Annotated in this window: 30 protein-coding genes; 25 read left to right on the top strand and 5 right to left on the bottom strand. The window is 69.9% G+C overall.

Features of this window, described 5'->3' with window-relative positions; all coding sequences use genetic code 11:
* Window positions 1-48: 48 nt before the first annotated feature.
* From F5972_RS08510 to F5972_RS08450, 14 genes are all read left to right on the top strand, one after another.
* Window positions 49-573, top strand: coding sequence for a DUF6349 family protein (locus F5972_RS08510; protein WP_150932873.1), 525 nt, complete (start codon window positions 49-51; stop codon window positions 571-573).
* Between the two features lie 258 nt (window positions 574-831).
* Window positions 832-1,071, top strand: coding sequence for a hypothetical protein (locus F5972_RS08505; RefSeq protein WP_150932872.1), 240 nt, complete (start codon window positions 832-834; stop codon window positions 1,069-1,071).
* Entirely contained in the window at window positions 1,068-1,433 is a 366-nt protein-coding gene (locus F5972_RS08500) for a hypothetical protein (protein WP_150932871.1), read from the top strand. The genes F5972_RS08505 and F5972_RS08500 overlap by 4 nt, the downstream gene beginning before the upstream one ends.
* Window positions 1,434-1,542: 109 nt before the next feature.
* Window positions 1,543-1,695 (top strand): hypothetical protein, encoded by a 153-nt coding sequence (locus F5972_RS37030; protein ID WP_191910020.1) that lies wholly within the window; start codon window positions 1,543-1,545, stop codon window positions 1,693-1,695.
* Window positions 1,696-1,772: 77 nt separating this feature from the next.
* Window positions 1,773-2,015 (top strand): hypothetical protein, encoded by a 243-nt coding sequence (locus F5972_RS08495; protein ID WP_150932870.1) that lies wholly within the window; start codon window positions 1,773-1,775, stop codon window positions 2,013-2,015.
* A complete protein-coding gene (locus F5972_RS08490) occupies window positions 1,916-2,617 on the top strand; it encodes a DUF4192 family protein (protein ID WP_150932869.1) in 702 nt (233 codons plus the stop codon). The genes F5972_RS08495 and F5972_RS08490 overlap by 100 nt, the downstream gene beginning before the upstream one ends.
* Window positions 2,618-2,637: 20 nt before the next feature.
* Entirely contained in the window at window positions 2,638-3,060 is a 423-nt protein-coding gene (locus F5972_RS08485; RefSeq protein WP_150932868.1) for a hypothetical protein, read from the top strand.
* A gap of 57 nt (window positions 3,061-3,117) precedes the next feature.
* Entirely contained in the window at window positions 3,118-4,293 is a 1,176-nt protein-coding gene (locus F5972_RS08480; protein ID WP_150932867.1) for a DUF3560 domain-containing protein, read from the top strand.
* Window positions 4,294-4,333: 40 nt separating this feature from the next.
* Window positions 4,334-4,672, top strand: a complete 339-nt coding sequence (locus F5972_RS08475; RefSeq protein WP_150932866.1) for a hypothetical protein — start codon at window positions 4,334-4,336, stop codon at window positions 4,670-4,672.
* 57 nt (window positions 4,673-4,729) lie between these two features.
* Window positions 4,730-4,960 (top strand): hypothetical protein, encoded by a 231-nt coding sequence (locus tag F5972_RS08470; RefSeq protein WP_150932865.1) that lies wholly within the window; start codon window positions 4,730-4,732, stop codon window positions 4,958-4,960.
* Complete coding sequence (locus F5972_RS08465) at window positions 4,957-5,439, top strand: hypothetical protein (RefSeq protein WP_150932864.1); 483 nt, start codon at window positions 4,957-4,959, stop codon at window positions 5,437-5,439. The genes F5972_RS08470 and F5972_RS08465 overlap by 4 nt, the downstream gene beginning before the upstream one ends.
* Window positions 5,436-6,149: a hypothetical protein gene (locus F5972_RS08460; protein WP_150932863.1), complete on the top strand. Its 714-nt coding sequence runs from the start codon at window positions 5,436-5,438 to the stop codon at window positions 6,147-6,149. The genes F5972_RS08465 and F5972_RS08460 overlap by 4 nt, the downstream gene beginning before the upstream one ends.
* Window positions 6,146-6,391, top strand: a complete 246-nt coding sequence (locus tag F5972_RS08455; protein WP_150932862.1) for a hypothetical protein — start codon at window positions 6,146-6,148, stop codon at window positions 6,389-6,391. Before F5972_RS08460 ends, F5972_RS08455 begins: the two co-directional genes overlap by 4 nt.
* Window positions 6,370-7,602, top strand: a complete 1,233-nt coding sequence (locus F5972_RS08450) for a phosphoadenosine phosphosulfate reductase domain-containing protein (RefSeq protein WP_150932861.1) — start codon at window positions 6,370-6,372, stop codon at window positions 7,600-7,602. The genes F5972_RS08455 and F5972_RS08450 overlap by 22 nt, the downstream gene beginning before the upstream one ends.
* A 92-nt stretch (window positions 7,603-7,694) precedes the next feature.
* On the opposite strand, the gene F5972_RS08445 is transcribed toward F5972_RS08450, so the two are convergent.
* Complete coding sequence (locus tag F5972_RS08445; protein WP_150932860.1) at window positions 7,695-7,964, bottom strand: hypothetical protein; 270 nt, start codon at window positions 7,962-7,964, stop codon at window positions 7,695-7,697.
* A gap of 653 nt (window positions 7,965-8,617) precedes the next feature.
* Between F5972_RS08445 and F5972_RS08440 the strand changes: the two genes are divergently transcribed.
* From F5972_RS08440 to F5972_RS08390, 11 genes are all read left to right on the top strand, one after another.
* Window positions 8,618-9,856 (top strand): AAA family ATPase, encoded by a 1,239-nt coding sequence (locus F5972_RS08440; protein WP_150932859.1) that lies wholly within the window; start codon window positions 8,618-8,620, stop codon window positions 9,854-9,856.
* A gap of 36 nt (window positions 9,857-9,892) precedes the next feature.
* Window positions 9,893-11,500 (top strand): VWA domain-containing protein, encoded by a 1,608-nt coding sequence (locus F5972_RS38770; RefSeq protein ID WP_150933357.1) that lies wholly within the window; start codon window positions 9,893-9,895, stop codon window positions 11,498-11,500.
* Between the two features lie 63 nt (window positions 11,501-11,563).
* Window positions 11,564-11,815, top strand: coding sequence for a hypothetical protein (locus tag F5972_RS08430; protein WP_150932858.1), 252 nt, complete (start codon window positions 11,564-11,566; stop codon window positions 11,813-11,815).
* Between the two features lie 101 nt (window positions 11,816-11,916).
* Window positions 11,917-13,014, top strand: coding sequence for a DUF6744 family protein (locus F5972_RS08425; RefSeq protein ID WP_150932857.1), 1,098 nt, complete (start codon window positions 11,917-11,919; stop codon window positions 13,012-13,014).
* A gap of 78 nt (window positions 13,015-13,092) precedes the next feature.
* Window positions 13,093-13,365, top strand: coding sequence for a hypothetical protein (locus F5972_RS08420; protein WP_150932856.1), 273 nt, complete (start codon window positions 13,093-13,095; stop codon window positions 13,363-13,365).
* A 144-nt stretch (window positions 13,366-13,509) separates the two neighbouring features.
* Entirely contained in the window at window positions 13,510-14,064 is a 555-nt protein-coding gene (locus F5972_RS08415) for a hypothetical protein (RefSeq protein ID WP_150932855.1), read from the top strand.
* A 73-nt stretch (window positions 14,065-14,137) separates the two neighbouring features.
* Window positions 14,138-14,584: a hypothetical protein gene (locus F5972_RS08410; RefSeq protein WP_150932854.1), complete on the top strand. Its 447-nt coding sequence runs from the start codon at window positions 14,138-14,140 to the stop codon at window positions 14,582-14,584.
* Between the two features lie 281 nt (window positions 14,585-14,865).
* Entirely contained in the window at window positions 14,866-16,380 is a 1,515-nt protein-coding gene (locus F5972_RS08405) for a putative antirestriction adenine methyltransferase (RefSeq protein ID WP_150932853.1), read from the top strand.
* Entirely contained in the window at window positions 16,380-17,387 is a 1,008-nt protein-coding gene (locus F5972_RS08400) for a ParB N-terminal domain-containing protein (protein WP_150932852.1), read from the top strand. The genes F5972_RS08405 and F5972_RS08400 overlap by 1 nt, the downstream gene beginning before the upstream one ends.
* The gene (locus tag F5972_RS08395) at window positions 17,374-17,949 is read left to right on the top strand and encodes a hypothetical protein (protein WP_150932851.1); all 576 of its coding nucleotides are present in this window, start codon (window positions 17,374-17,376) and stop codon (window positions 17,947-17,949) included. Before F5972_RS08400 ends, F5972_RS08395 begins: the two co-directional genes overlap by 14 nt.
* Before the next feature lies 1 nt (window position 17,950).
* The gene (locus F5972_RS08390; RefSeq protein WP_150932850.1) at window positions 17,951-20,734 is read left to right on the top strand and encodes an LAGLIDADG family homing endonuclease; all 2,784 of its coding nucleotides are present in this window, start codon (window positions 17,951-17,953) and stop codon (window positions 20,732-20,734) included.
* 113 nt (window positions 20,735-20,847) lie between these two features.
* Here F5972_RS08390 and F5972_RS08385 read toward each other — a convergent pair whose 3' ends face one another.
* The 4 genes from F5972_RS08385 to F5972_RS39280 form a co-directional block, all read right to left on the bottom strand.
* Entirely contained in the window at window positions 20,848-22,203 is a 1,356-nt protein-coding gene (locus tag F5972_RS08385) for a DUF2079 domain-containing protein (RefSeq protein WP_191910019.1), read from the bottom strand.
* A 263-nt stretch (window positions 22,204-22,466) separates the two neighbouring features.
* The gene (locus tag F5972_RS39290; protein WP_225311343.1) at window positions 22,467-22,898 is read right to left on the bottom strand and encodes an RICIN domain-containing protein; all 432 of its coding nucleotides are present in this window, start codon (window positions 22,896-22,898) and stop codon (window positions 22,467-22,469) included.
* Window positions 22,899-23,008: 110 nt separating this feature from the next.
* Entirely contained in the window at window positions 23,009-23,632 is a 624-nt protein-coding gene (locus F5972_RS39285; RefSeq protein WP_225311342.1) for an RICIN domain-containing protein, read from the bottom strand.
* Window positions 23,633-23,859: 227 nt separating this feature from the next.
* Complete coding sequence (locus F5972_RS39280; RefSeq protein WP_150932846.1) at window positions 23,860-24,357, bottom strand: RICIN domain-containing protein; 498 nt, start codon at window positions 24,355-24,357, stop codon at window positions 23,860-23,862.
* Window positions 24,358-24,915: the final 558 nt, after the last annotated feature.

Raw genomic sequence — 24,915 nt, 5'->3', positions numbered from 1 at the left:
CCACCGGGCCGCCACCCCGCCACCCCTGACGCAAAGGAGCGTTTGAGCATGAGCGTTGACGCCGCACCCGGCACCGCCGACCCGGCCCCGAGCCCGACGGGGCAGTGCGTGGTGGCGGTCCTGTCGTGGTCGCACAACCCACCGATGCCGAACCCGCCGACGGTGCGGGATCCGGAGCGCCACCTGCGGTACCGGTCGTTCTGCGACGGCTGCGGCCACGCCGGGCCGATCCGGTCCGGGGAGGGCGAGGCGGTGGAGGACGGCCACGACCACGCCTTCCCCGGCTGGCGGGGCATGCCGGTGCTGGTGCACTGCCCCTACAACATCGACAGCAGCAGCAAGAAGAAGATCGCCAAGTGGGAGGCCGACGCCCGCAGGGCCTACCCGGAGGGCTGGTTCGAGCGGGGCGGCCCGGTGCTGGAGTGGCGCGGCTCCGCGGGGACCCGCCACGTGCCGGGGCGGGCCCCGGGCGGCGGGTACGCCATGGCGGTCGTCCGCCCCGACCGGCCCGACCGGCCCGGCGCCGGGCGGCGGCCGGCGGAGCAGCCCGTGCAGACGTCCCTGTTCGGCTGACCCCACGCGGTGGGGGCCGGCACCCGGGGAGGGGGTGACGAGGTGACGAACGAGGAGCTGGAGCGGCTGGTGCGCGACCAGATGCGCATCGTCGACCGGGTGGTGCTGCCCGGCAAGGACGGCGACGACCACGGCGACGGCGGGCAGTAGCCCCCGGGGTGGGCGGCCGGTCTGCACCAGTCCGACCGCCACCTTCATATCAAGAGCAGCACAGGCTATGATTTAGATATAAAGTTGGACGATGAGAGGAGCGCCCCCATGCAGTTCGCGTTCGGACGATTCAAGGCCGAGCACGCCGCCCAGTGGGCGGGCAAAACGGTCGACCTGACCACACACGACGGCGACAAGACCGGCGACGACGCCGCCGAGTACCGGCGGCTGGTGTTCACCTACGAGCGGGGCCGTGCCTTCGCCTGGCTGTGCCCGCCCGGCAGCGACGAGCCGCAGGCGGTGGTGTTCCTGGAGCAGGTCGCCGACATCGACGAGGCGGCGGCGTGACCGCCCAGCGGCAGGACGACCTGCGCCACATCCCCGCCGGGCTGGCCGAGCTGCTGTCACCGCGCGGCGCGCCCGGCGGCGTGACCCGCGCCCACATCGAGCTGTACGACGGGGAGGGCGACTACGCGGGGTTCGCCGCGTGCCGGGTCGCGGCCGGTGAGTGGCGCATCGAGTTCCACGACGAGGCGGGCCGCCGCGTCGGCGGCACGTCCGGGGCGTGGTCGCCGCCGCACCTGGCCGTGGAGGAGTACCTGCGCGTCAGCCTCGACGGCGGCCGCGTCGGGGTGGCGCACATCAACATGCCCGACGTCCCCGCCCCCGAGCCGGCCCCGGAGCCGGACCCGCCCGCGCTCCTGCCGTAGCCGCCTGACCAGGGAAAACTTTCCGCCAGTCCCGCCCGGTCCCTTGTGCTATCAAAATCAGTGCGTGCTATGGTTTAGATATAAGAAAGTACGACGAAAGGACGAACCGATGACCGCCACCGCCGCCAGCGCCACCACCGCGACCACCTCGTTCGTGATCGTCGCCGAGGGCCGGGAGGTCCGCGTCGACGTCCCCACCGCCGACCGCGAGCAGCTGGCCGCCGAGCTGGCCAAGGGCGGCCTGCACTTCTGGATCGCCTGACCCCCGACCGGGGCGGGGCCCGCGCCCCCGCCCCCGACCCGCCCGCACCGCCCACCAGCAGCAAGGGAGCCACCCGCATGATCCCCGGCCAGTTCACCCGCCGCGACCAGGTCGCGATGCGCCGCGCAGTCGTCGACGGCACCCCGCACCGGAACACCGCCGTCGGCGAGGTCATCGGCGGCGGCCACACCGTCAACCACGGCACCCCCTACGTGCTGGTGTGCTGGCCCGGCCCCGAGGGCGGCACCGACGCCTACCACCCCGACCGGCTGGTGCGGGTCCAGCGGGACGCCGACGGCATCCCCCGCGCCACCGCCTGACAACCCGACCACCTGACCGCCCCAGAACGGAGCTTGCGATGCCCACGAGGATCGACGCCGACACGCTGCGCGCCCACTGCGCGGACCTGGCCGCCCGCGCCGCCGCCGACCCGGCCGCCCTGGCCGGGGACATGACGGCCGACGGCACGGCCCTGCTCGACCGCCTCCACCGCGGGGAGCACCTGGACGACGGCGACGCCGCCCGCCTGGCCGTGGCCCTGCACATCATCTGGGTCCGCGACGCCTCCGCCGCCCGCATCACCCGCCTCAACGCGCCCCGCATGGCGGTGCAGTGGTCACGGCTCGGGGTGCGGGTGCCGCCGGTGTTCGTCGCCCCCGCCGCCGTCCTCGCCGCGCACGCCTGCCAGCTGTACGGCAACGTGCGCGGCGCGCACCTGGCGCTGAGCATCGCCCTCGAAGCCCAGCCCACCTACCGGCTGGCCCTGCTGCTGCGGTCGGGCCTGTTCTTCCAGGCCGGCGGCGGGTTCGACGTGTCGGACGTGGAGCTGCCCCCGGCCGAGCCGACCGCCGAGTGGCTGGACCCGCTGCGGGAGCGCCTGGACCTGTTCGACCTGTTCGACCGCGCCGGTGCGGCCGGCTGACATCGGAGGAGGCCAACACCATGGACCTGTTCGACCTGGGCGAGCACGTCGAAGCGATCACCGAGTGGCAGGAGGCCCGCGCCAAGCTCATCGCCCGCGACGCCGCCGGGGAACGCGTCCGCGACGCCGAGTGGGACGACAGCGACACCAAGGGCCTGGACCTGCTGTGGGACCTGGCCAAGCTGGTGGGCGGCACCGGCCGCCCCCGCCTGATCATCACCCACAGCCGCGCCGACGGCACCCACATCGACGGCACCGAGCCCGGCAACGGGGTGCTGGCGGTGGCCCGCCTGCACGGGTTCCGCATGAACCGCAGGCGGGGCCGCGTCGAAATCCCCCGTTCGTCCGGCCGGGCGGCGGACTGGGACAGCATCCAGGCGGCGGCCGCCGCGCTGCGCGGCGCCGGGTTCGCCGTCGGCTACGCCATCAACGACACGCCCTGACCCCAAGGGACCCGGCCACCGCGCGGCCGGGCCGCCCCGCAACGGAGGAAAACCAGCATGAGCAAGGGCACGCTGCGCATCGTCCACACCCGCGCCGACGGCACGATCCTGCACGGGTCCCGCAAGGGCGACGGCGTGTGGGACATCGTCCGCGCCGTCAGGGGGTGGCACTGGTCCCGCAACGTCGGCCTGTACATCCGCCACTCCCGCGACCGCGCCGCCGACCGGTGGACGATCGACACCGCGGCGGAGGCGCTGCGCGCCGCCGGGTGGACGGTGCAGCTCGACATCGACAACACCACCCCGGGCCGCCCGGTCGCGCAGGTGGAGGCGGAGCGGCGCGACGCCGCCCGGGAGCGGGCCGCCCGGTTCGCCGCCCGCGCCTGGCGCAACACCTCGGCCGGCAACGCCCGGTGGGAGGCGACCCGCGCCCGCATGCAGCACCTGCCGCCGGGGCAGCCCATCCTGGTCGGGTCGTCCGGGGAGCGGGGGCACCGCCGCTTGCTGCGCTGGGCCGACACCCAGGACGGCCGCGCCGTGACCGAGCTGCGCAAGGGCCGGTACTGGGCGGGCCGCGCCGAGGGCGCCACCGCCAACCAGGCGCACCGGGAAGACGTCGGCACCACCCGCCGCCGCATCGACCGGCTGCAGGCCGACCGCCGCCGCCTGGCCTCCCGGCTGGAGGACGGCTGGACAACCAGCATCCGGGCGGGCGTGCCGCTGCCCGAGCGGTGCAAGGTGCTGGACACCCTGCCCGACGGCACCCGCTGGTGCCGGGTGTGGCCGTCCGGGGAACGCCTGGCCAGCGACCAGGCCGACCTGGCGCACCTCGACGAGCAGATCACGTACTGGCAGGGCAGGCTGGCCGCCGCCGAGCAGGCCGGGGTGAAGGTGTGGACCCGGGCCGACTTCACCAAGCACGACTTCGTGATCTACATGGGGCACGCCATCGAGGTGATGCGGGTAAACCCCAAGTCGGTGACCATCCCGTGGGGCATCTACTGGGCGGGCAGCGGTCTGCCGCTGATCACCGTGGAGTGGGCGAAGGGGCAGCACCGGTTCGGCGGCCCGCTCAACACCGCCACCGTGCCGTACGACAAGGTGCAGGGCCGCCTGTCGGCGGAGGAGGGGCGGGCTGCGGCCGGGATGAGCGTCGCCGACGTGAAGGCGCTGATCAACCGGCGGTTCCGCGAGGCGCGGGGCCTGCCCGCGCAGGACACCCAGAACCCATAACCATCTCCATATCAGAGTCATTGCGTGCTATAGTTAGGACATGAAAGAGGTTGTGTTGATGTCCCGCCCGAGCGCACCCCACGCCCAGCAGCAGCTTCGCCAGCTGCTCGACGACGCCTACGGCGGCGACCCGGTGGCCGCCCTGCTGGACCTGGCCGACATCGGCGACCTGGCCGTGGCCTACCTCAACCGCGACTGGTTCGCCGACTACCTGCACCGGGCGCACGGGCTGCAGCTGACCCCCGAGCAGTGGCGGGACATCAGCAGCCACCTCGACGACTTCCACGACCACGTCCGCGCCTACGGCCAGCCCAACATCACCCACGAGTTCGCCGCCGAGGTCTGCCGCATGGCCGGAGTCCTGCCCGCCGACAACTAACCCGCCCAGCCGGGCGTCCGCGCCGCCCGGCCCCCAACCGCTTGGAGGACACCACCCATGACCGTCACCTCAGAGCGCGCCGTCGGCGAGCACACGGTGAGCGGCCGCCGCGTCCGCGTCGTCGAGATCACCTGGCGCGGGCAGGACGGCCGCAGCTACGACGTCGAAGACGCCGCGACCGGCGACACGCTGACCCTCGACGAGTCCTTCGACGCCTACCCCACCCCTGACCAGCTCGCCGACCTGGTCACCGAGCACGACCACACCGGAGGGAACGAGCAGCCATGACGGACGTCACCACCTGGCAGGCCCTGCCCCGCGAGGACAACCCGATGGAGTCGGACCTGGGGGTGTGGCAAATCGTCGACACCCCGGCCCGCCCCGGGCAGCCGCCGCTGGTCGTGGACGTGACCGCCTGCCCCAACGGCAGGGTCGTCGCGGACCTGATCGTGGCGGCGGTGCAGGCGACCGCCCCCGCCGCCCTGGCACCGCGGCGCACCCCCGGGGCGGGGCGCGGCTGGCGGGACGCCCCCGACTGCGCCGCCTGCGGCGACACCGGCCTGCACCCGCAGGCGGGGCCGGGCGTGCCGTGCGCGTGCAAGCGGGGCCGCCGCCTGGCCGAGCTGCACCAGGCGGCCCGCGGCTGCGAGGTCGACCACCCCGACGACGAGCCGCTGCCGCCGTACGGCGGGGCGGCGTCGTCCCGGTTCAACCCGCTGGAAGCCGTCACGCTGGTCCCCGCCGCCGGGAAGGGGCAGACGCCGTGACCGCCCAGCACGTGACGGATGAGGAGGTAGCCGCCTGGGTGCAGCAGGCGTGGGCGGCCGGGGACGCCGCCCGCGCCGAGCACCTGCGCCGCTGCGCGGTGCGCCTGGCCCGCCTGGTGCGGCAGCACTTCCCGGGCGCGGCCACGGTGACGGTCGACCTGACCGACTGCATGCCGCGCGGCGACGTGCGGCCCAGCCTGGTGCGCATCGGCGAGCCGGCCGGGGCGGTGTGGGACTGGGACGACCCTGACATCGAGTGGCGGCTCACCCTGCCGGAGACGCGGGAGATCGAGGAGCTGCTGTTCGACGCGCTGGCGTTCGACGTCACCCACCAGGTGCTGGCCGAGGCGGGGTGGCAGCAGGCCGAGCACGACCACGAGCAGTACACGCTCCCCCTGCCCGCCGTGGAGGTGCCCGCCGCGCGGGTGCCGGTGGTGTGGCTGCTGCACCACGACGACGACGCCCGCACCACCGGGGAGGTCACCGTCCACCCCAGCGAACAGGCCGGGGTCGCGCACCTGGCTCCGAAGGTCCGCGAGTCGTGGCACCGGGTGGCCGGCGAGCCCGGCGTGCCGGAGGTGCCGCCCGCCGACGACGCCCAGGCGGTCCGGGTGTACTTCGACGCCCGCGAAGGCGAGGACGGCTATTCGCTGTACCCGGTGGAGGTGCCCGGGCTGGTCCTCCCGCCGCTTGAGGGGGCGGGCGGGTGAGCCAGCTGTCGCTGCTGGGCGACCCCGGCCTGCCGCGCCCGCACGCCGCCCGCCCGATCGTGCGCCGCCTACGCGGCGGCGGGGTCAGCGTGGTCTGCCCGTACGGGCACCTGATCTGGCACGTCCGCGCCGGGGAGTGGGCGGGGTCCACCTACCAGGCCCGCCTGGGTGACCCCGCGTACACGGTGACGTGCGATGGGCCGGTGCCCGTGGAGGTGTGGTGGCGCGAGCAGTGCCGGTGACCGCCCGGCGCGGGGTGCGGGTCGGTAACCCGGGGCGTGCCCGCCCGGCAGCCGGGCTGGTCCAAACAGCCCTGCCCCTGCCGCCACCTCGGCGGCGGGGGCCGGCGTGTTCCGGCGGGGCGGCGCCGGACCTGAACGCCTACCGCCTGATCGTGGTGTGCACCTCGGCCGGGAAGGACTCCCTGGCCATGCTGGCGCACGTTTGCCGCCTCATCGAGGAGCAGGACTACCGGGGGCGGGTCGTCGTGCTGCACAACCACCTCGGGGTGACCGGCTCGGGCGAGCCGGTGGAGTGGCCAGGGGTGGAGGCCGCCGCCCGCGAGCACGCCGCCGCCTACGGGCTGGAGTTCGTCACCGTCACCCGCAACGGCGGCGGGCTGTGGCACCAGGTGCTGGTGCAGCGCCGCCGCTGGATGAGCAACAACGCGCGTTTCTGCACCAGCGATCAGAAGACCGGCCCCGCCATGGCCTGGGTGACCCGGGCGGTCGCCGAGGTCCGCGCCGCTGAACGCATCCCGGCCGGGCAGCCGGTGCCCGTGCTGTACTGCCTCGGGCTGCGCGCCCAGGAGTCGCCGGGCCGCGCCGCCCAGCCGCTTCTGCAGGTGGACCGGCGGCAGTCGTCGCGTAACCGCACCATCACCCGGTGGCTGCCCATCCACGGCTGGTCGATCGCGGAGGTGTGGGCGGAGATCCGCCGCGCCGGGCTGCGCCCCCACGCCGGGTACAGCTGGGGCCTCGCCCGCCTCTCCTGCGCATTGTGCGTCCTGGCGAGCCTGGAGGATCTGATGCTGGCCGCCGCGCTGCGGCCCGCCCTAGCCGCTGACTACCGCGCGGCGGAGCTCGAGTTGGGGCAGCCGTTCACCGAGCGGCTGTCGATGGGCGAGATCCTGGCCGGGCTCGACGCCGCCCGCGCCGAGGCAGCCGGCGACCCCGCCGCGGCGGACGCGGCGCTCCTGCTGTACGGGCTGGTCCGCGACCGCCTGGCCGCCACCCCGCAAGCGCGCGGCGAAGGCGTCACCAAATCCGGGAAGGCGCGAACACCGTGGACGGCCGCCACGCTGGCGGCCCGGGCCGGCGCCCGCACCGCGGAGGTGCTGGCCGCCGCCCGCCGCGCCGTCGAGCTGGCCGCCCGGGCGGACACCAGCCAGGTGATGGCGCCGCCGCTCGACGAGGCCGCCGAGACGGCCCTGGTGGCTGCCGCGCGCCGCTGAACCGCCGCCGTTCACGCATGGCGGCCCCGGCTTCCGATGAAAGCCGGGGCCGAACTACGGGGAAAAGGCGTACAGTTTGGGAGTTCAGTCCGCTAGATGTGCAGTTCACCTCCAGCCTTGGCGGGTGCGGGGAGGACGATGTCGATGCGGCACTGGGGCGGCTCCTCCTGCGAAGAGGACGTCGCCCAGTGGTAGACGGCGATCGCTCCTGCTGCGAACAGGAGCAACACGCCCAGCCGGGCGGCCTTGGACCAGTCACTGATCGCGTCCCGGACCGTCCGGCCGCCCTGCCTCACCACCTCCACCCCGAGGATGTCGCTGGTTTCCTCCGCCCCATCTGGTTGGGGCTCTTCACTGGACAAAGGCGCATTCTCCTTCCCGGGAAATAAAAAAGCGCCCACACGTCGCACCTACGAGGAACCGGGTCTCCTGTAACCCGCATGTAGGCGCAGCGCATGAACGCAGCGGAATATTCAGTTGTCACGTCGGATGCTGCCCGTCGGCCGCGCCCAACGCGTCATGCCGCCAGCCCTTGGCTAAGGGGCTGACAACAGCCAATCCAGGGTCTCCCAGGAAAGAGACCCGAACCCGAGCCGGTTACAGCCGGCCAGGGGCGCCACCAGGTTAGGGAACTAGTGGCGGTGTGGTGTTTCCCTTCGCGCTGCGTCCCGCGAGCTCCTATGGGCCGCTCGTGGGGTGGTGTGCAGCACCTAAGAGTGTGCCACAGGTTTCCCCACCGCGCGTCACGAATTGGGTGGGAACGCTGGGGATTCGTAGGGCTGCGGTGAGATGCCCCGCTTTTCCCGACGCCCCGCCACCCCCGCGAGGGGTTTTGACCTGGGGAAATCCCCGGGGCCTGTCCGGCCGGCCGCCGCAACGCCCCAGCTCTACAGCCCGCGCCGGGTGCGGAAAAACCCTGGGCAGTCCCCGCGAAACCGCTTGATATCAGTAGCAGTGCAGACTATTCTTAAGATATAAGTTGGATCTGGTGATCCCCCGACTGACAGGAGTACCGATGACCACGACCGCCGCCCACCCCGCCGCCGCCCCCGCCGACCCGGGCGACGGCTCGGTCACCTCGGCCCGCCTGCGGCAGATCGTCGCCGAGCTCGACGCGACGTACCACGAGCGGTCCAGCGCCATCCGGGCGATCGTCGCCGCGATGCTGGCCCAGCAGCACTCCCTGCTGATCGGCCCGCCCGGCACCGCCAAGTCGGAGCTGGCCCGCGACCTGACGGACCGCATCCAGGACGCCCGCCTGTGGGAGATCCAGCTGAACGCCTACACCGCGCCGACGGCGATGTTCGGCCCGATCGACGTGGCCGCCCTCATGCAGGGCCGCTACGAGCAGGTGTGGGACGGCCGGGCCACGACGGGGCACATCGCGTTCATCGACGAGATCTTCAAGTGCTCCCCCGCGTCCCTGAATGCCCTCCTGGCGTTCCTCAACGAGAGGGTGTACCACCCGGAGGCGGGCGGCGCCCCCATCCCCTGCCCGCTGATCAGCGCGGTGACGGCCAGCAACGAGCTGCCGACGGCGACGGAGTCCGCCGCGATCTATGACCGGCTGCTGGTCCGGGTCGAGGTCGACTACATCCAGGACGCCACCAGGTTCGCGGACCTGCTGCGGACCAGCTCGGCCCCGGCCGCGTCCCGCACCAGGGTCCTGCTGACGGACCTGCAGGCGGCCGTCGGCGTGCACGTCCCCGCGGTCGGCGTCCCCGACCAGATCATCGACGCGGTGGTCACGCTGCGGGCGGCGCTCCGCCACGAGGGCCTGGTGCCGTCGGACCGGCGGTGGCGGCAGATCGTCCGGCTGCTGCAGGCCCACGCCTGGCTGGACGGCCGCGCCGAGGTCGCTACGAACGACCTGGCGGTCCTCGCGCACGCCCTGTGGGACAGCCCGGCGACGCGGCCCACCGTGGAGAAGGAGGTGCTGAACCTGGTCAACCCGTCGGCCCGGGAGGCGCTGGAGCTGCGGGACGCCGTGGAGGAGCTGAACGCCCAGCTGGACGCCCTGCAGGGCAAGTCCACCAACGAGATCAGCACCTGGGCGATGCAGGAGGCCATGCCAAAGCTCAAGGCGGCCGGGAAGAAGCTGCAGGAGCTGCACGCCGACTCCGCGAAGGCGGGCCGGTCCACCGCCACCCTGGAGGAGGTCATGCAGCGGCACACCGGCGTCTTCGTGAAGATCATGACGGAGGCGCTGCAGATGCCCGCCGCCGTGGCCCGCGCCACCGTCAGCCAGCTCTAACCCCCTTCCCCTTCCCGAGATGATTGGAGACGCGTGATGCGACTGACCGCCAAGCTCAAGGACCTCGCCGCTACAGCCGGCCGCTGGCTGGGCCTGGCGGCGGCCACCCCCGCCCCCGCCGCTGCCCCGGGTGTGCGGGTCGTGACCTGCGACCGGTTCGACGACATGACCTGGCGCGACACCTGGGGGCAGGCGGCCGCGCTGCGGGCCCTCGCCGAGGACCTGAACACCGAGCACGACTACACCGAGGACCTGGTGCGCGACGCGTGGACGGCGGCTTTCCGGGCGTTCCCCGAGGTGCTGCCCGCCGACCAGGTCCACCCGTCCCGCCACGTCAACCGGCAGGTCGTGGCGTCCCTGCTGGACGCCCCCGACTTCGCGGAGCTGCGCCGCCACACCGTGGGCGACGCGTACGCCTCGGCGATGGCGGTGCTGGCGCAGGGCGACGCGCTGCGCACCATACTGGAGCGTTCCAAGGAAGCCGCTGAGGCGGCCCGCGCCGCGCAGGACGCCGCCGAGCAGGCGGCGCAGGCTGCCGCCGACATCGCCGACGCCATGCACGCCGCCGAGCAGGCCGGGGACGGGGAGGCGACGACGCAGGACGCCGCCGACGCGGTGGAGGCCGCCGTCGCCGCCGCCCAGCAGGCCGACGCCGCCGCCCAGCAGGCCGCGCAGCAGGCGGCGAAAGCCCTCGACCAGGCCGCGCCGGGGGTGCGGGCGGCTGCCCGCGCCGCCGCCCAGCAGGCGTCGGAGCAGGCCGGGCAGGACGCCGCCCTCGCCGCCGGGTGGGGGCTGGAGCCGGGCGAGCTGCAGCGCATGAGCTTCGACGAGCGGGCCCAGCTGGCGCAGGCGCTGCGCGGGCACCGCCTGTCCCGGTTCGCGCACCTCATCGGCAGGTTCCGGCAGATGGCGGCCGGTGAGCGCGCCCACCGGGTGAACAACGCCGCCGGGGAGCTGGTCGGCGTCGCCCTCGGCTCCGACCCGTCCAAGCTGGTCCCCTCGGAGCTGGCGAACCTGGCGGTGCCCGCGCTGCGCGCCGACTTCGCGGTGCGCCTCGCCGAGGGCCGCCTGCTGACGTACGAGACGCGCGGCGACGCCCCCGCCGGGAAGGGCGCGATCATCGCGCTGGTCGACACCTCCACCAGCATGGACCACGAGGAGGGCGGCATCACCCGGGAGGCGTGGGCGAAGGCCGCCGCCCTGTCCCTGCTGGACCAGGCCCGCAGCGAGGGCCGCGACTTCGTCGGCATCCTGTTCTCCGGCCCTGGCAGCCAGCGGGTGTTCCACTTCCCGAAGGGGCGCGGCCCCATCGCCGACGTCCTGGAGTTCGGGGAGACGTTCCTGCGGGGCGGCACCAGCTTCCCCCAGCCGCTCGACACCGCCGCCGACATCCTGGCCGAGCCCGCCAACGGGGAGGCGGTCCGCAACGGCGACATCGTGCTCATCACCGACGGGGAGACCCGGGTGCCCGCCGAGTGGCTGGAGGGCTGGCAGCAGCGCAAGGCCGCCCTCGGCTTCCGGGTGTTCGGGGTGGCGGTGCAGCACACCCCCGGCCAGGTCCTGGCCGACCTGTGCGACAACCTGCGGCACGTCGCCCGCCTGGCCGACCTGGACACCCCGCGCGACCTGTTCCGCCTGATCTGACCGGCCCGGGGGCGGGCGCACCGCCCGCCCCCGCCCCCCTTGACGGCCCCGCGGAGGTGCCCCGTGACGACCTCGGCCCCTGACCCCGCCCCGCGCGACGGCGAGCACGCCGGCTGCTCGGAGGCGGTGCTGTCGGTCACCGAACTGCAGCCCGACGGCGGCCACCTGCACCAGTCGTGGGCGGTCTGCGGGTGCGTGGCCGGCGACCTGCGGGCCGTGCTCGGCGTGCCGCTGCACCAGCTGCTCGCCACCAGGGAGCAGGCCGACGCGACCGGCCGGGCCGTGCTCTCCGTCCCCGGCATCGTCGAACTGTGAGCGGCATTTCCGCAGGTCAGAACACCAAAACCCCTGCACATCATGCGCAGAGGATGCTATGGTTTAGATATAAGTGCTGATGTGATGAAAGGACGGCCCCGATGAACACCCCCACCCCCGCCGCGACCACCCCCGCCGAGCAGGGCGGCACCGTCGAGACCCTGGCCGGGCTCAACGCCTTCACCGCCGCCATGGCCGACGCCCCGCACCTCGGCCACATCCTGTGGTACTCGGTGTTCGAGCCACAGGCCCCCGTCAGCCGCGACCAGCTGGAGCTGTGGTTCCGGCAGCTCGGCCTCGACGAGACGTTCCTGCCCCCCGCGATCCGCCAGATCGACGCGTTCGAGCAGATCACCGGCCCGCGCGGCGTCCACGCCTCCTACCGCCTGGCCCACGCCCACGGCGAGGCCCCCGTGACCACGACCCGCCGCCGCAACCGCCGCGACGACGACAGCCGCACCCTCGGCGTCACGCTGATGATCCGGCACGTGTCCCGCGAGGACAACAAGCTGGTCCGCAACCTGGTCCGCGAGGTCCGCGACGAAAACGCCTCGGAGCTCGAGTACGACCCGCGCCTCGCCACGATCGAGTTCTGGCGCGACCCCGCCCAGACCGGGGTGCCCGGCGCCGGGGTCCTCAACATCGAGCCGAACGAGACGGCGATCGCCCTGCTGTGCGAAAGCGAGCAGGCCAAGGTCCGCGCCGTCCTCGACGAGGTGCGCGAGACGTACGCGCAGGCCTGCCGCTACTACACCACCGACCGGCTGCGCGCGGTGGTCCGCACCTACGTGGAGGGCCTGAGCGCCGTCAAGGTCCGCCCGTCGGGCGGGGTGTACTTCGTGCACCGCTACCACGACGGGGCCATTGACGCCCTCAAGGGCCTGGTCGACCGGCTCGGCGGGGACAGCGAGCTGGTGCGGGTGCCGCTGCCCGACACCGCCGAGCAGCGCGACATGGTGGTGCGGGCCATCACCACCAAGGCCAAGGAGGACCTGCAGAAGCTGGCCGCCGACATCGCCACCGCCAACCGCGACGGCGCGACCGAGGCGCACATGCAGGGCCTGGTGAAGCGGTTCCAGGAGCTGCAGAAGCAGGCCGACGAGCACGAGCGGATGCTGGCCACCAGCCTCGGCGAGACGCAGGACGCCCTCAAGGTCGTCCACGCCCAGGTGTCGACCCTGCTGGTCTCCACCTGGTGACGGCGCGGCGGCCGCCCCCGAGCGGGGGCGGCCGCCCACCACATCCCCTGTAACCCGACAGAAAGGAACCGAGCCGACATGGCGACGAGCTTCGCTTCCCTGCTCCCGGAGGTGCCGGTCAACCGGTGGCACGCCGAGAAGCTGGGCGAGGAGGGCGACGACTACGGCACTCACCGGTCGTTCTACACGGTCGACGCCGGCAGCGGCGTGGAGGCCGAGCAGCGGGTCCTGGCGTGGATCCACCACGACTACCAGGACGACCTGCGGCACGCCGAGGTCACCGCCGACCCCAACCCGCTGCAGCCGGGGCGGTGGCGGGTCACCGTGGTATGGGACACCCGGCGCGAGTAGCCGGCCCGCCGTCCCTGCCCGCTGGGCCGGGGGTACGCGCCGCCCCCACACCCGCTGAGCTGCGGAAACTTCCGCCAGTCCTCTTGTATCTAGATAAGTGCAGGCTATTATAAAGATATAAGGGAACGATGAAGGGACGCCGACATGACCGCCACCGCCACCGCGACGACCGCCGAGGAGCTGCGCGCCCAGGCCGCCGCCGAGGACGCCAAGGCCCAGAGGTCGTACGAGGACTGCGACACCGACGGGTTCGTCTCCCAGTGGGCGCACGGCGTCGTCGCCCAGGAGCTGCGCCTGCAGGCGTCCATCGAGGAGGCGGGCGGCAAGGCCCTGTTCCCCGCCCTGTTCGACACGGCCGGCCGGCTGGTCCCGGCCAAGCTCATGTCCGGCCAGTGGGGCGTGTACTTCGCCCTGCTCGACGAGCGCGGCCGCATCACCGGCACCTGGTTCACCCCGTCGAAGGCGCAGGACGCCAAGCGCGCCCGCGCCAACGACGCCCGCAAGGGCTACTACGTGGGGTACGTGATGGCGCCCGCGCAGGCCGAGATCCGCGGGACCAGCACGGTGTCCTGCGCCGCGTACGCCGTCCGCACCGACGGCGGTTACTCCCCCGAGGCCGAGGTCGTCGACAACGGCCAGCACGACCAGTACACGTGGGAGCTCGGCCGCTGGTACGCCGTGCAGGGCGGCCTCATCTGACCCGCCGCGCGCCCGGGGCGGACACCCGCCCCGGGCCGCGGACCACCCGCACACGAAAGGACAACAACCCGCGATGACCGAACACCCGCCCGAGGCCCCGCCGGACGCACCGGCGGGGCAGCCGCCGTTGGCGACGTGCAGCTTCAAGACGTACACCCGGGACATGGGGGTGGCCGTCCGCATCACCGTCGGCCGCCCCCGGTTCTTCCGCCACCCATACGAGTTCGTCGCCGCCCTCGCCCCGTTCGGGATCTTCAACGCCCCGGAGTTCGAGGGCAAGCCGATGGACGTCAAGGAGGCGGCGTTCTACCGCCGCCTGGACTCCAAACGGGAGGAGGTCCTGGCCGCGCTCGGCGCCCTGGCCGACGCCCACCCCGGCCGCACCCTGGTCCTGCTCTGTTATGAGGACGTCCACGCCGGGGACGCGTGCCACCGCACGTGGGCGGCGAACTGGTTCGCCGACCGGCTCGGCTGGGACGTGCCGGAGGTCTCCCCCGCCCCCGAGCCGCGCCTGTTCTGACCCACAGGCCGGGCAGGGGCGGCCACCCCCGCACCCCGTGCGGGCGGTGACCGCCCCACCCGGGCACTGGCGAAGGTCAAGACTTCCCCATGATCGACCGCCCGGACGTTGCACCGCCCCCGCATAGGCGGCGCCGGGATCTATGGTGTGACCTGCCCGAAAGCGACCGGCGGTGGAGCAAGTAGCTCACCCAGCTTTTCCGCTGGGAGGTGCAGGCTCACTACCTGCCCGCCGGACCACCCCCGCCGGGAGCCAGCAGCACCACCCCCGAGGAGGTCCCGTTGGCCGGCCCCGCAACCCTCCTGTTCGCCGGGCTGGACATCTCCCCGGCCCGCGAGTTCGTCGCCACCCTGGTCGACCCCGCCCGCCACCACCGGTGGGTGCTGCCGTGCGTCGGCCGCTGGTCGACGGCCACGGCGATCGTCGCCAAGCACGGCCACCCGGAGCGGGTCGAGGCGTCCGACCTGTGCCTGTTCTCCTCCATCGTCGGCTACCTCGCCGACCCCCGCCACACCCTGGAGGAGCTGGAGGTCCGCATCCCCGGCGACCTGGCCCGCTTCACCGCCGGGGCCCGCGACGAGCACGAGCACGCCGCCGGGGTCCTGCTGACGGTGAAGTTCCTGTCGACGCCGCCGAAGAACACCCACGCCCAGGAGCTGCGCACCGAGATGTGGCGCAACGCCGCCGCGATCCGGGACAAGCTCGCCGACGGGCTGCGCCAGCAGGTCGACCTGATGCGGGGCTGCCGGTACGACGTCGCCGACGTCCGCGACGTGATCAACGACGCCCTGGCCGCCCCCGACCCGCAAAACACCTTTTTCTACGCAAATCTCCCCGGGTACAAGGGTGGGTACTCCAAGCAGTACGGCGCGGCTGAAACGCGCATCTGGGCCTGCCGGCTGATCGCGGAAGAGTTCGACCCGGCCGACGCCCGCATGTGGCTCGACTCCTTCACCGAGTCCCCGGTGTTCGCCGCCGCCTACGTCCACCACGGCGACGACCAGGCCCCGCCGGACTGGGTGAAGCTCGGCGCGTTCGCCGCAGGCCCCGACCGGGTCGACTACATCATCGGCAACCGCGACCCCGGGGACCGCCTGGTCGTCCGCAAGGGCCTCGGCGGGCCGCCCCGCCAGTGGCCCGTCTACGCCGACCAGGACATCACCCCAGAGTCCGTGATCAGCTTCGAGCAGGTCGACAAAGACACCTGCCTCCACTACCGGGACCTGTTCGTGCACCGGCTCGGCCTGACCAAGGCGGAACGGTACTGCCTCATGCTGATCGACGGCCGGGTCACCACGGCGTTCGGCCTGCACACCAGGGACATCCGGCTCGGCAACTCCGGCTGGGTCGGCGAGGTGTTCGGCATCACCGTCACCTCCGCCAGGTACGCCCGCCTCGGCAAACTGTTCATGCTCGCGCTCACCAGCGGGGACTTCAAGCGGTGGGTGCTGGCCAACAACCCGCGACTGCAGCAGGCGGAGATCGTCGGCATCTCCACCGCGTCCCCCACCATCAACCACGAGGGGAAGACCGACCGCGGGGTGATGAAGCTCGCCAAGCGCGAGCCCCGCCCCGGCGGCGGGTTCCAGCTGCTGTACCAGGGCGAGTTCCGCACCGACACCCTGCCCGAGGTGATGCGCCGCTGGCACGCCGAACAGGCCTGGGTCTGCCGCCCCGGCTGGGACGGCCCCCGCCTCCCCCAACCCACCGCGACGGGGCAGCGGCGGAAGAAACGCAAAGGCCGCGGAGCCTCCACCCAGCAGCAGCCGGCCGTCACGGAAGGGGAACCCGCCTGATGCCCACCACGAAGAGCAAGACTGCCGCCGACGAGGCGGAGGAGCGGCGCCCACCGGAGCGGGTGCTCGACCTCGGGCAGGGCCTGGAGCTGTGGCGCGTCCACGTCGACGACCTGCACGAGCAGGAACTCAACGCCCAGGCCATGCCCCCGGCCATGTTCGAGCGGCTGTCGGCCACCATCGGCCGGGACGGCCGCCTGGAATCCCTGCCCCTGTGCGGGATGGTCAACGACCGGTTGGAGATCATCAGCGGGCACCACCGCGTGAGGGCGTCCCGCGCGGCCGGCGTCGCCTACGTGTGGACCATCGTCGACATCACCGGCCTGACCGCCGACCAGGTCAAGGCCAAGCAACTGGCCCACAACGCGATCCACGGCCAGTCGGAGGAGCAGATCGTCGCCCGGATCTACGCGCAGATCAGCGACGTGGACGCCCGGCTGGAGGCGTTCGTCACCCCACCCGACATCGAGATCATTCCGCCGAGGGTGAGCCTGCCGAACCTGGACCTCGACCTGGCCTACCGCACCGTGCTGATCACGTTCCTGCCGCACCAGGCCGACCAGTTCGAAACAGCGGTCAAGCAGATCACCGAGCAGGTCGACCTGGACCGCGACCACCTGTACCTGGTCGACCGGTCCCTGTACGAGCAGTGGCAGGCCCTCACCCGCCGCATCGGCCGCGAGTACGACGCCCGCGCCCTGTCAACCGTGGTGTCCCGCATCATCACCACCACCGCCCAAGCCCTCGGCCTGGACGGCGCCGACCCCGACGAGCTGGACCCGCACGCCCACACCCCGCTGGCCGAGCTGCTGGGCACCGCCCTGGTCCCGCCCCGCACCGCGGCGGTCATCCAGACGGTGGTGGACGAGGCCCTGGCCCGCAACACGGTCACCAAGAGCACCCGCCACAGGCTGGTCGAGGAGGTGTTCGCCGCGTACGCCGACGCACACCACATCACCCTGCCCGACGACGACGACCCGAGCGAGCCCGCCGATGGACAGCCCTAAGCCGTGGGAGCGGCGCAACGACGAATCCGCCCCCGCGTTCGAGGCGTTCGCCGCATACCGGGACATGCCAGCGACCGAGAGGTCCTACCGCGACGTTGCGCGCCAGTTGGGCAAGAGTGCAACGCTGATCGCCCGCTGGGGCTCGACCCACAAGTGGCCGGAGCGGGTCGCCGCCTACGACCGGCACCTTGAAGAGCAGTGGCTGCTGGAACAAGCCAAAGCCCGCCGCAAAGCAGCCGAGCGGCAGATCCGCACCGCGCAGCTCGCCCAGTCCAAGGCCGCCCAACGGCTGCTGGAGCTCGACCCGGCCAAGCTGACCGTCGCCGAACTGGTCCGCCTGTGGGAGCTGGGCGTGCGGGTCGAACGCGACGCCATGACCGACCTGCACGCCGGGACCACGTCGAAGGTGGAGGTCACCGAGGACGGCGGCCGCCTGCAGGTGGCACTCACCCGCTTCCGGGAGCTGCCGCCGGAGCAGCGGCGCACCCACCTGGCCGAACTCGCCCAGGACGTCGCCCGCCGCGCCCGCGCAGCCGGCGACGAAGACGACGACGGCGAGTAGGTTGACCGGCGGGCTGGACCACCTGGACGACGAGGCCGCCCTGGCGGAACTGCTCGCCGCCCAGGAGGCCCTGCGTAAGGACATCCTGCGGGACCCGGTGACGCTGGCGCGGGCCCTGGACCCGACGTGGCACATGCGGCCGCACCTGCGGGTCATTGGCGACGCGATGGCGGGGCTGGAGGCCGGGGAGTACGACCGGCTCCTTGTGATCACTCCGCCGCAGGTCGGGAAAAGTACCTCTGTCGCGGAGTGGGGGCCGTACTGGTGGCTGTGCCTCCACGCCCGGGACAACGTCGCAATCACCTCCTACAGCGATGACCTGGCGCTGCGCCGAGGCAAGGCGGTCAAGGCGTACATCGAGGAGTACGGGGAGGAGTTCGGGCTGGTGCTGCGGCCCGGCTCGGGCGCGTCGCACGACTACAACCTGCGGACCGGCGGCGGCGTCCGGTCCGTTTCGGTGGGAAGCGGACTAACAGGATTCTCTGTCAACTTTCTGGTCATTGATGACCCGCACAAGGACCGGAAGGACGCGGAGTCGGTCCGGTCCCGGCAGCGGGTCCACGACTGGTACTCCTCGACCGCGTTGAAACGGCTCCAGCCTGACCGCAACGCCGTCGTCATTATCCTGACGCGATGGCACTGCCTGGTAGAGAATCAACGTGTGAGTACAGTGCTGGGAGACAAGCCGGTCAGCGACATCCAGCCCGGTGAGCTGGTCCTGACAAGCGACGGATACCAACCCGTCGTCGCCACCGCGGCGCGGCTGCACAACGGCGAGACGCTGACCCTGGCGTTCTACGGCTCGCCGGAGACGCTGCAGGTCACGCCCGAGCACCGTGTGTGGACCGAGCACGGGTGGCGCGAGGCCCGGCAGGTGCAGCGGCTCGACTGGCTGCTGCTGCCCGCCCGCAGGCGGCCGGAGATGACGGCGGAGGAACTGGCGGCCCTGCTGCCATCGCCGCCCGCGCCTCGGCGGGACCCTGCGAGGTCGACCCGCGTCCGCAACGCGCCGCTGACCCGCGAGGAAATGGAGGTCCACCTAGCCGCCGGGATGACCTACCAGCAGATCGCCGAGCGGTACGGCAGCAAGACCCGGTCCGCCGCGTACGAGTGGGCGCGGGTGCTGGGCGTCACTCGCCCGGCGGGCAACGTGATCGACCTGGCCTGCGTGCACGACCCCGAGTTTTGGAGGGTCGTCGGCTACTGGGTCGCCGAGGGCACCCTGACGTACGGCAGAGACAAGGACCGGCTGAATGTCTGCCGCTGGTCGTTCGGGGAGCACGAGCGCGACACGCACGCCGCGCACGTGCGGGAGGTGCTGGGCCGCCACGGGCTGCGCGCGGCGGTGAACCTACGCGGGGACCCCGAACAGTCCCCTTGGGCCAACGCTTCCCAGCGCACGGCCGTCGTCACGGTGTCCAGCGCCCAGCTCGCCAACCTGCTTAAGCAGTTCGGCCTCGGTGCGACGAAAAAGCAGCTGCCCGACTGGGCGCATCGGCTGCCACGAGAGCACGCCCTGGCCCTGATCGACGGCTGGACCTTGGGCGACGGCTGCGAGTACCGCTCCTCCGGGAACCGGGATGGGTGGAAGCGGGTCACGTCGTCGAGCTTCCGACTACTGCGGGACATGCAGACGCTGCTGGCCCAGCACGGCATCGCCGCGTCGATCATGCGGTCGGGTGGCGGCGCGCCGCACGAGCTGCGCTACCACCCCGGCGGCGGCAACCGACACATCCGCGCCGACGACAGCGGTCTGTGGGTGCGGGTCAAGTCGATCGAGGCCACGCACTACGAGGGGCCGGTGTACGACCTGCAGACGCCGACCGGGGATTTCGTGGCGGGCGGCGTGCTGGTGCACAACTGCGACGACCTGGCGGGCCGCCGCCTGGCCGAGGAGGGCCGCCTGGATGAAGGCGGCCGGTGGAAGGTCCTGCACCTGCCCGCCATCGCCGACCCCAAGTTCGGGCCCGACCCCCTGGGCCGCGCCCCCGGGGAGCCGCTGCCCCACCCGAAGATCCGCACCCGTGACCGGGCTGCGCTGCTGGCCTGGTGGTCGGACATGAAACGCACGTCGATCGTGCGGGACTGGCACGCGCTCGGGCAGGGCGACCCCAAGCCGGTGGAGGGGGCGCTGGTGTCGGCCGAGCTGCTGCGCACCATCCGCGCCAACCCGGCGGGGGTGCAGCCGCAGCGGGTGGCCGTCGCCGTCGACCCGTCCGGCGGCGGCCGCGACACCGCCGGTGTGATCGGCGGGTTCTTGGGCGACGACCAGCGGGTGTGGATCACCCACGACCGGTCCGGCGTCATGTCGTCCACGGAGTGGTCCATGGAGGCGTGCCTGCTCGTGCACGAAACCGGTGCGTCGGTGATCTTCGTGGAGAACAACTACGGCGGCGACATGTGCGAGCTGGCGATCGCCACGTCGTGGGACGCGCTGCAGCGGGAAGGCCGCATCCCCGCGCGGGAGCTGCCGCCGATGGTGCAGGCGCTGCGCGCCCGCCAGGGCAAACTCCTGCGCGCCGAGCCGATCGCGCAGCAGATGAAGCTGGACCGGGTGCGGCTCGCCGGCGCGTTCCACGACCTGGAGGCTGAATGGTCGACGTGGATGCCAACCGACCCGGACAGCCCCGGCCGGATCGACGCGTCGGTATATCTGGCGTTCGGGCTGCTGCCCGACATCACCGGCGGGGCGATCGTGCACGCGCCGCTGCCGAACCGCCCCACCCCGCAGGGGCCCAGCGCCGCCGGGGTGTACGGGCGCAACATTGGCGACCGCCGTCGCTGAACCCGTGCCAGCCTATGCTTGCGCGCACAGCCTAGCGATTCCCCACGTAAGCTACGGTTATGCCGCCCACTGCCAGTACAGGCGGGTCAACCATCTTACCTTTGAGCCAACGCTCAGTCGCGGTGAAGAACGACGTATCCTTCCCGCCAGAAGAGTATGCGGTAACCATTCCTTTGCAAGTTTTCAATGTCCTCCCACTGCTCTTTCAGGGAGGGAAACATGGGCTGAGGCGAGTGGATATCGGCAATTACCCAAGGCGCCCTACGCGGCATCTCTCGCCATATTACAACCTTCGTTCGGGACGATAGATTTGGCCCCAGCTGGTTGGCCGCTTCCACAAGGATCCCATCCGGCACTAGTGCGATTGCTGCGTCCGCCGCGTGATCACGCTCAGTCTTCTGATACCAGCTGGGGCTAAGCAAGTTTCCCAGCGCAAAAAAAGGGACAAAGGCCAGTGTGCAGGAAAAGCTAGCCGCACCCCATATCAAGCCCAGTCTCCGCTTTCCGCCTAATTGGGGCATGCGCTGCGAGGCGCATCGAATCAGCCTCTCCGCACCATCAACAGCAGCACACAGCAGAGCTACAATTATCGCCGAATTATAATGATAGTGAGTATCCCACCATCCTGGCTGGTCACTGGCTAACATCCGCTCCAACAGCAGCATCATCGGAGCAAAGAAGTACGGAGACGCTAATGACAAAAAAAGCAGCGGGGCTAGCAGCAGGACTAACGTGGCCACTTTGGCACTAGGAGTAAAAAGGAGTTCGAGTGCATTCATTGGGTCCGTTAGCATGTGAATCACAGCCGCTTTGGGGCTACCCCCAAGTTCACTGTAGTACCAGTATCGATCCGATGCGCCACCGAAGGCCGGAATCAATACTTGACTTGTAGCCCAAACTGCCACAGGCCCAAGACCGATAAAAGATACCCCCATCCATCGCCACTCCCGCTTCCATAGAAGCGCCAAGCCTAAGCCCATGACAAAGAAGCCGATATCCTCCTTGACCAGAAGGATCAACAAGGTGACGACCACCACATGCCAGGGCTTGGCTGCTTGCATGCGCTCAAACAGTACCGCCGTGAGTACAGGCATAAACGCATACTCATGAAAATGAAAGGCCACAGCTTCCGCTATCGGCCAAGACAGCAAATATGCCATACTGACAAAATAGGCACAACCACGCCCAAATTTTCTATACGTAAACACCCACAAGAACGGCGCGGCTGCTGCAAATAATACGGCCTGGGCGACAATGAGTGTTTGCGGGCCGTCGTATATCCAATAGAGCGGAGCCAGCGTTGCCAAAATCGGCGAGAAATGGTCACCGAGAATCGAAACAGCCTCTCCAAGCTGGTTCCATTGATCCTTCACATAGGATCCGGGCACGGTGAATCGCGAGTAGCCACGTATGGCCTGATCGAAAATAACGAGGTCGTATATCCCCGTGCGATAGGTGAAGAACTTCACTAAACCTAGAGTCGAATAAATGACGGCGGCTGCCGTAGACATAGCGAAAACAGTGCAGCGATGCGAACCTATTTTTCCCTGCAGCTTGAGGCGGCTTATTGTGTAGCCTTTCATCATCCAATCCAATAAGGAAAGAGACGCTCCAGTTGCGACTGGAGCGTCTCTTGATTCCGTTCTTGTGTAGCCATGATGGCAGAGGTTGTGCCATCACGCAAATCTGGAAGCCTCGTTCGGCTGTTTACGGACGGTTTGCGCCGCCTACATCAGAGCCTCGTCCAGCTAAAGTAGCTGCTAGTTCCGCAGCTCTGCGTACGGGCTTCATCGAGGTAGTTTCCGCCAACTCTGAGACAAAGACCCGTAGCCACGTTCTTGTAATAATTCCCCGAGGGCTGTACCCAGTTCTGATAAGCGTTACCGGTACTGCAGGGGTTGGTATATACGGATCCGCTTGCGTTGCTGTCCAGGCAGCGGCCTGTTGCTACATCCTTGAGGAGAGCCCCCCAGTTAGCGTTGACGAACTCCCAGCGCTGGAAGTTGTTCCCACTATCGCATGGGTTCAGGTACGCGTTACCGCTTGCGTTTGAGTCCAGGCAATCCCCGCTCCCGTTGTTCCTGAGGAGGTAGCTTGTAGCGGCTGAAGCGTGTGTGGTCGACAAGGCCAGGACAGCGGGAAGCAGCAGAGCGAATGGGATCATCCTGAAGATTCGCTTTTTGCTCGAAGTGTGCATAAAAATTCCCTTCTCGTGTGCCGGCAAATAGCTGACAGGGGTGTGCGTGCCTAGCGCGGTGCTGGACAAACGGCTAGCTAAGCAAACACCCATCGCTGAGCGTTGTTTCCGACGTTGCAGCTACTAGTGAACACTGCGCCGGTCCCATCCGTTTGTAAACACTTTCCTGTGGCAATGTCCTGCAGCTCGAAGCTTGAGCCGGAGGTATTGACTATCTGCCAATTCTGGTAGGCGTTGCCGGCGCTACAGGGGTTTGTGTAGGCACTTCCGCTCAGGTTGCTATCGAGGCACCTGCCCGTGGCATAGTTCTGGAACAGAATGGCGTAATTTCCGGAGTAGTAGTTCCATCGCTGGTAGTTGTTTCCACTGCTGCAGGGATTCGTGTAGGCGTTCCCGCTCGCATTGCTATCGAGACATGCACCTGTTTGAACACTGCGGAGTAGTGGCAACGGTGCCGCAGAGGCGGGTGTTTGGTAAGCGGTAACCCCGAATGCTGTAGCAGTGAGTGCTGCAGCGAAAGCGACGGAAGCCCGCCTGGCCTGTTTCGCACCTTGTACCTGAAGCAACAGTTTTCTCCTTTGGGTTTGGTAAGTCGCCTTTATATGATGGTTCCTTGAGATCGTGGAACTCCATACAAGGAGATTCAAGAAGGAGTTTCGGCAGATGTCATCGCAGTTCGCTACAGTAGATCGCCTATCCATCACGGTGACAGGCTGCTCAACGCGGGGCATTGACCATGCGCCTACAATCGCAGGCTTCCAACGGTGACACTGCTGCAGTTGCTGGGCGACACCTGTCCCGGCGGCGAAGCCGACCGACAACTGTCAGCAGGCTCATGACATCGCCCTCTGTTGGCCCGACCCGCACCCACTAGGGGGCAAGTTCACCCGAGCGGCCTGTCGCCCTACGCTGCTGATGTGCCCTGTAGCTAATTCCACCAGCGTTGCGCGTTGTTTCCGACATTGCAGCTATTAGTGAAAACTGCGCCAGTCCCGTCCGTCTCCAGGCATCTTCCTGTCGCGATGTCCTGCAGTTCGAAGGTAGAGCCTGACCAGTTGACTCGTTGCCAGTTCTGGTAGGCGTTTCCGGCGCTACATGGATTCGTATAAGCGTTTCCGCTGCCGTTGCTGTCAATGCAATAATTTGTAGCCACACTCCGGATAAGATAGCCGTAATTGCCGGTCGCGTAATAGTACCGCTGGAAGTTGTTGTTCGGGTTACAGGGATTTGTGTAAGCGCTGTTGCTGTTACTGTCCAGACACGCATTCGTTTGGGAATTATGGAAGAGGTAAGATGTTGCGGCGAAGGCGGGTATCGTGTAAGCGCCGACCGCTAGTACCGCAGACGTGACTGCTGTGGCGAGGGCGATCACTGTACGCCTAGTAGTCCGTGACAATTTACTGCTCCCTTTCCTGCCCACACTCATGCACTTTTTCGAGTGGATCTACGACTGTGATCATCAATCGCCAACACATGCCTGACAAGACCAAATGAGTGAGCCGTCACGCGCAAAGAGTGATATTGAAAGGTCAGCAGGGATCTTGGAACCTCAAGTTCATCTGGTAATTCGACATCACAATTTTTCGGGTGGGCTGTAACATCGATAAAGGTGCACTCGACCTGCTGGCCGTGCCGTATGAACCACCCACCTGCTACGGGGTGCGGCAGCGCCGCGCCGACACCGCGTTGTACTCTTCGCGGCGTTCACCCAAAGGGGGGCGGATGCACTGGACGTGGCCGCCCGCCAGTTGCACGCCCTTGGCCCAGCACGACCCCGACGTCGGGTGCTGGTGGCGGCTGTGCCCGAGGTGAGTGCGTCGCCTCACCGACGACGACGTGCGGCGTTCGCCCACGAGATGGTTGAGGCTTATGACCGTTCACACCTGGCCGGTCACGCGGCGCTCGTGTGAGCAGATGGGGATGGGGTATGTGCCGGCGGCGGCGCTGCTACTCCTGCGCGGGCGGGACCTCGACCCGCCCGAAG

It is taken from the genome of Microbispora cellulosiformans, assembly GCF_008728085.1.
GTDB classification, from domain to species: domain Bacteria; phylum Actinomycetota; class Actinomycetes; order Streptosporangiales; family Streptosporangiaceae; genus Microbispora; species Microbispora amethystogenes.
This window is presented reverse-complemented; position numbering and strand designations above follow the sequence as displayed.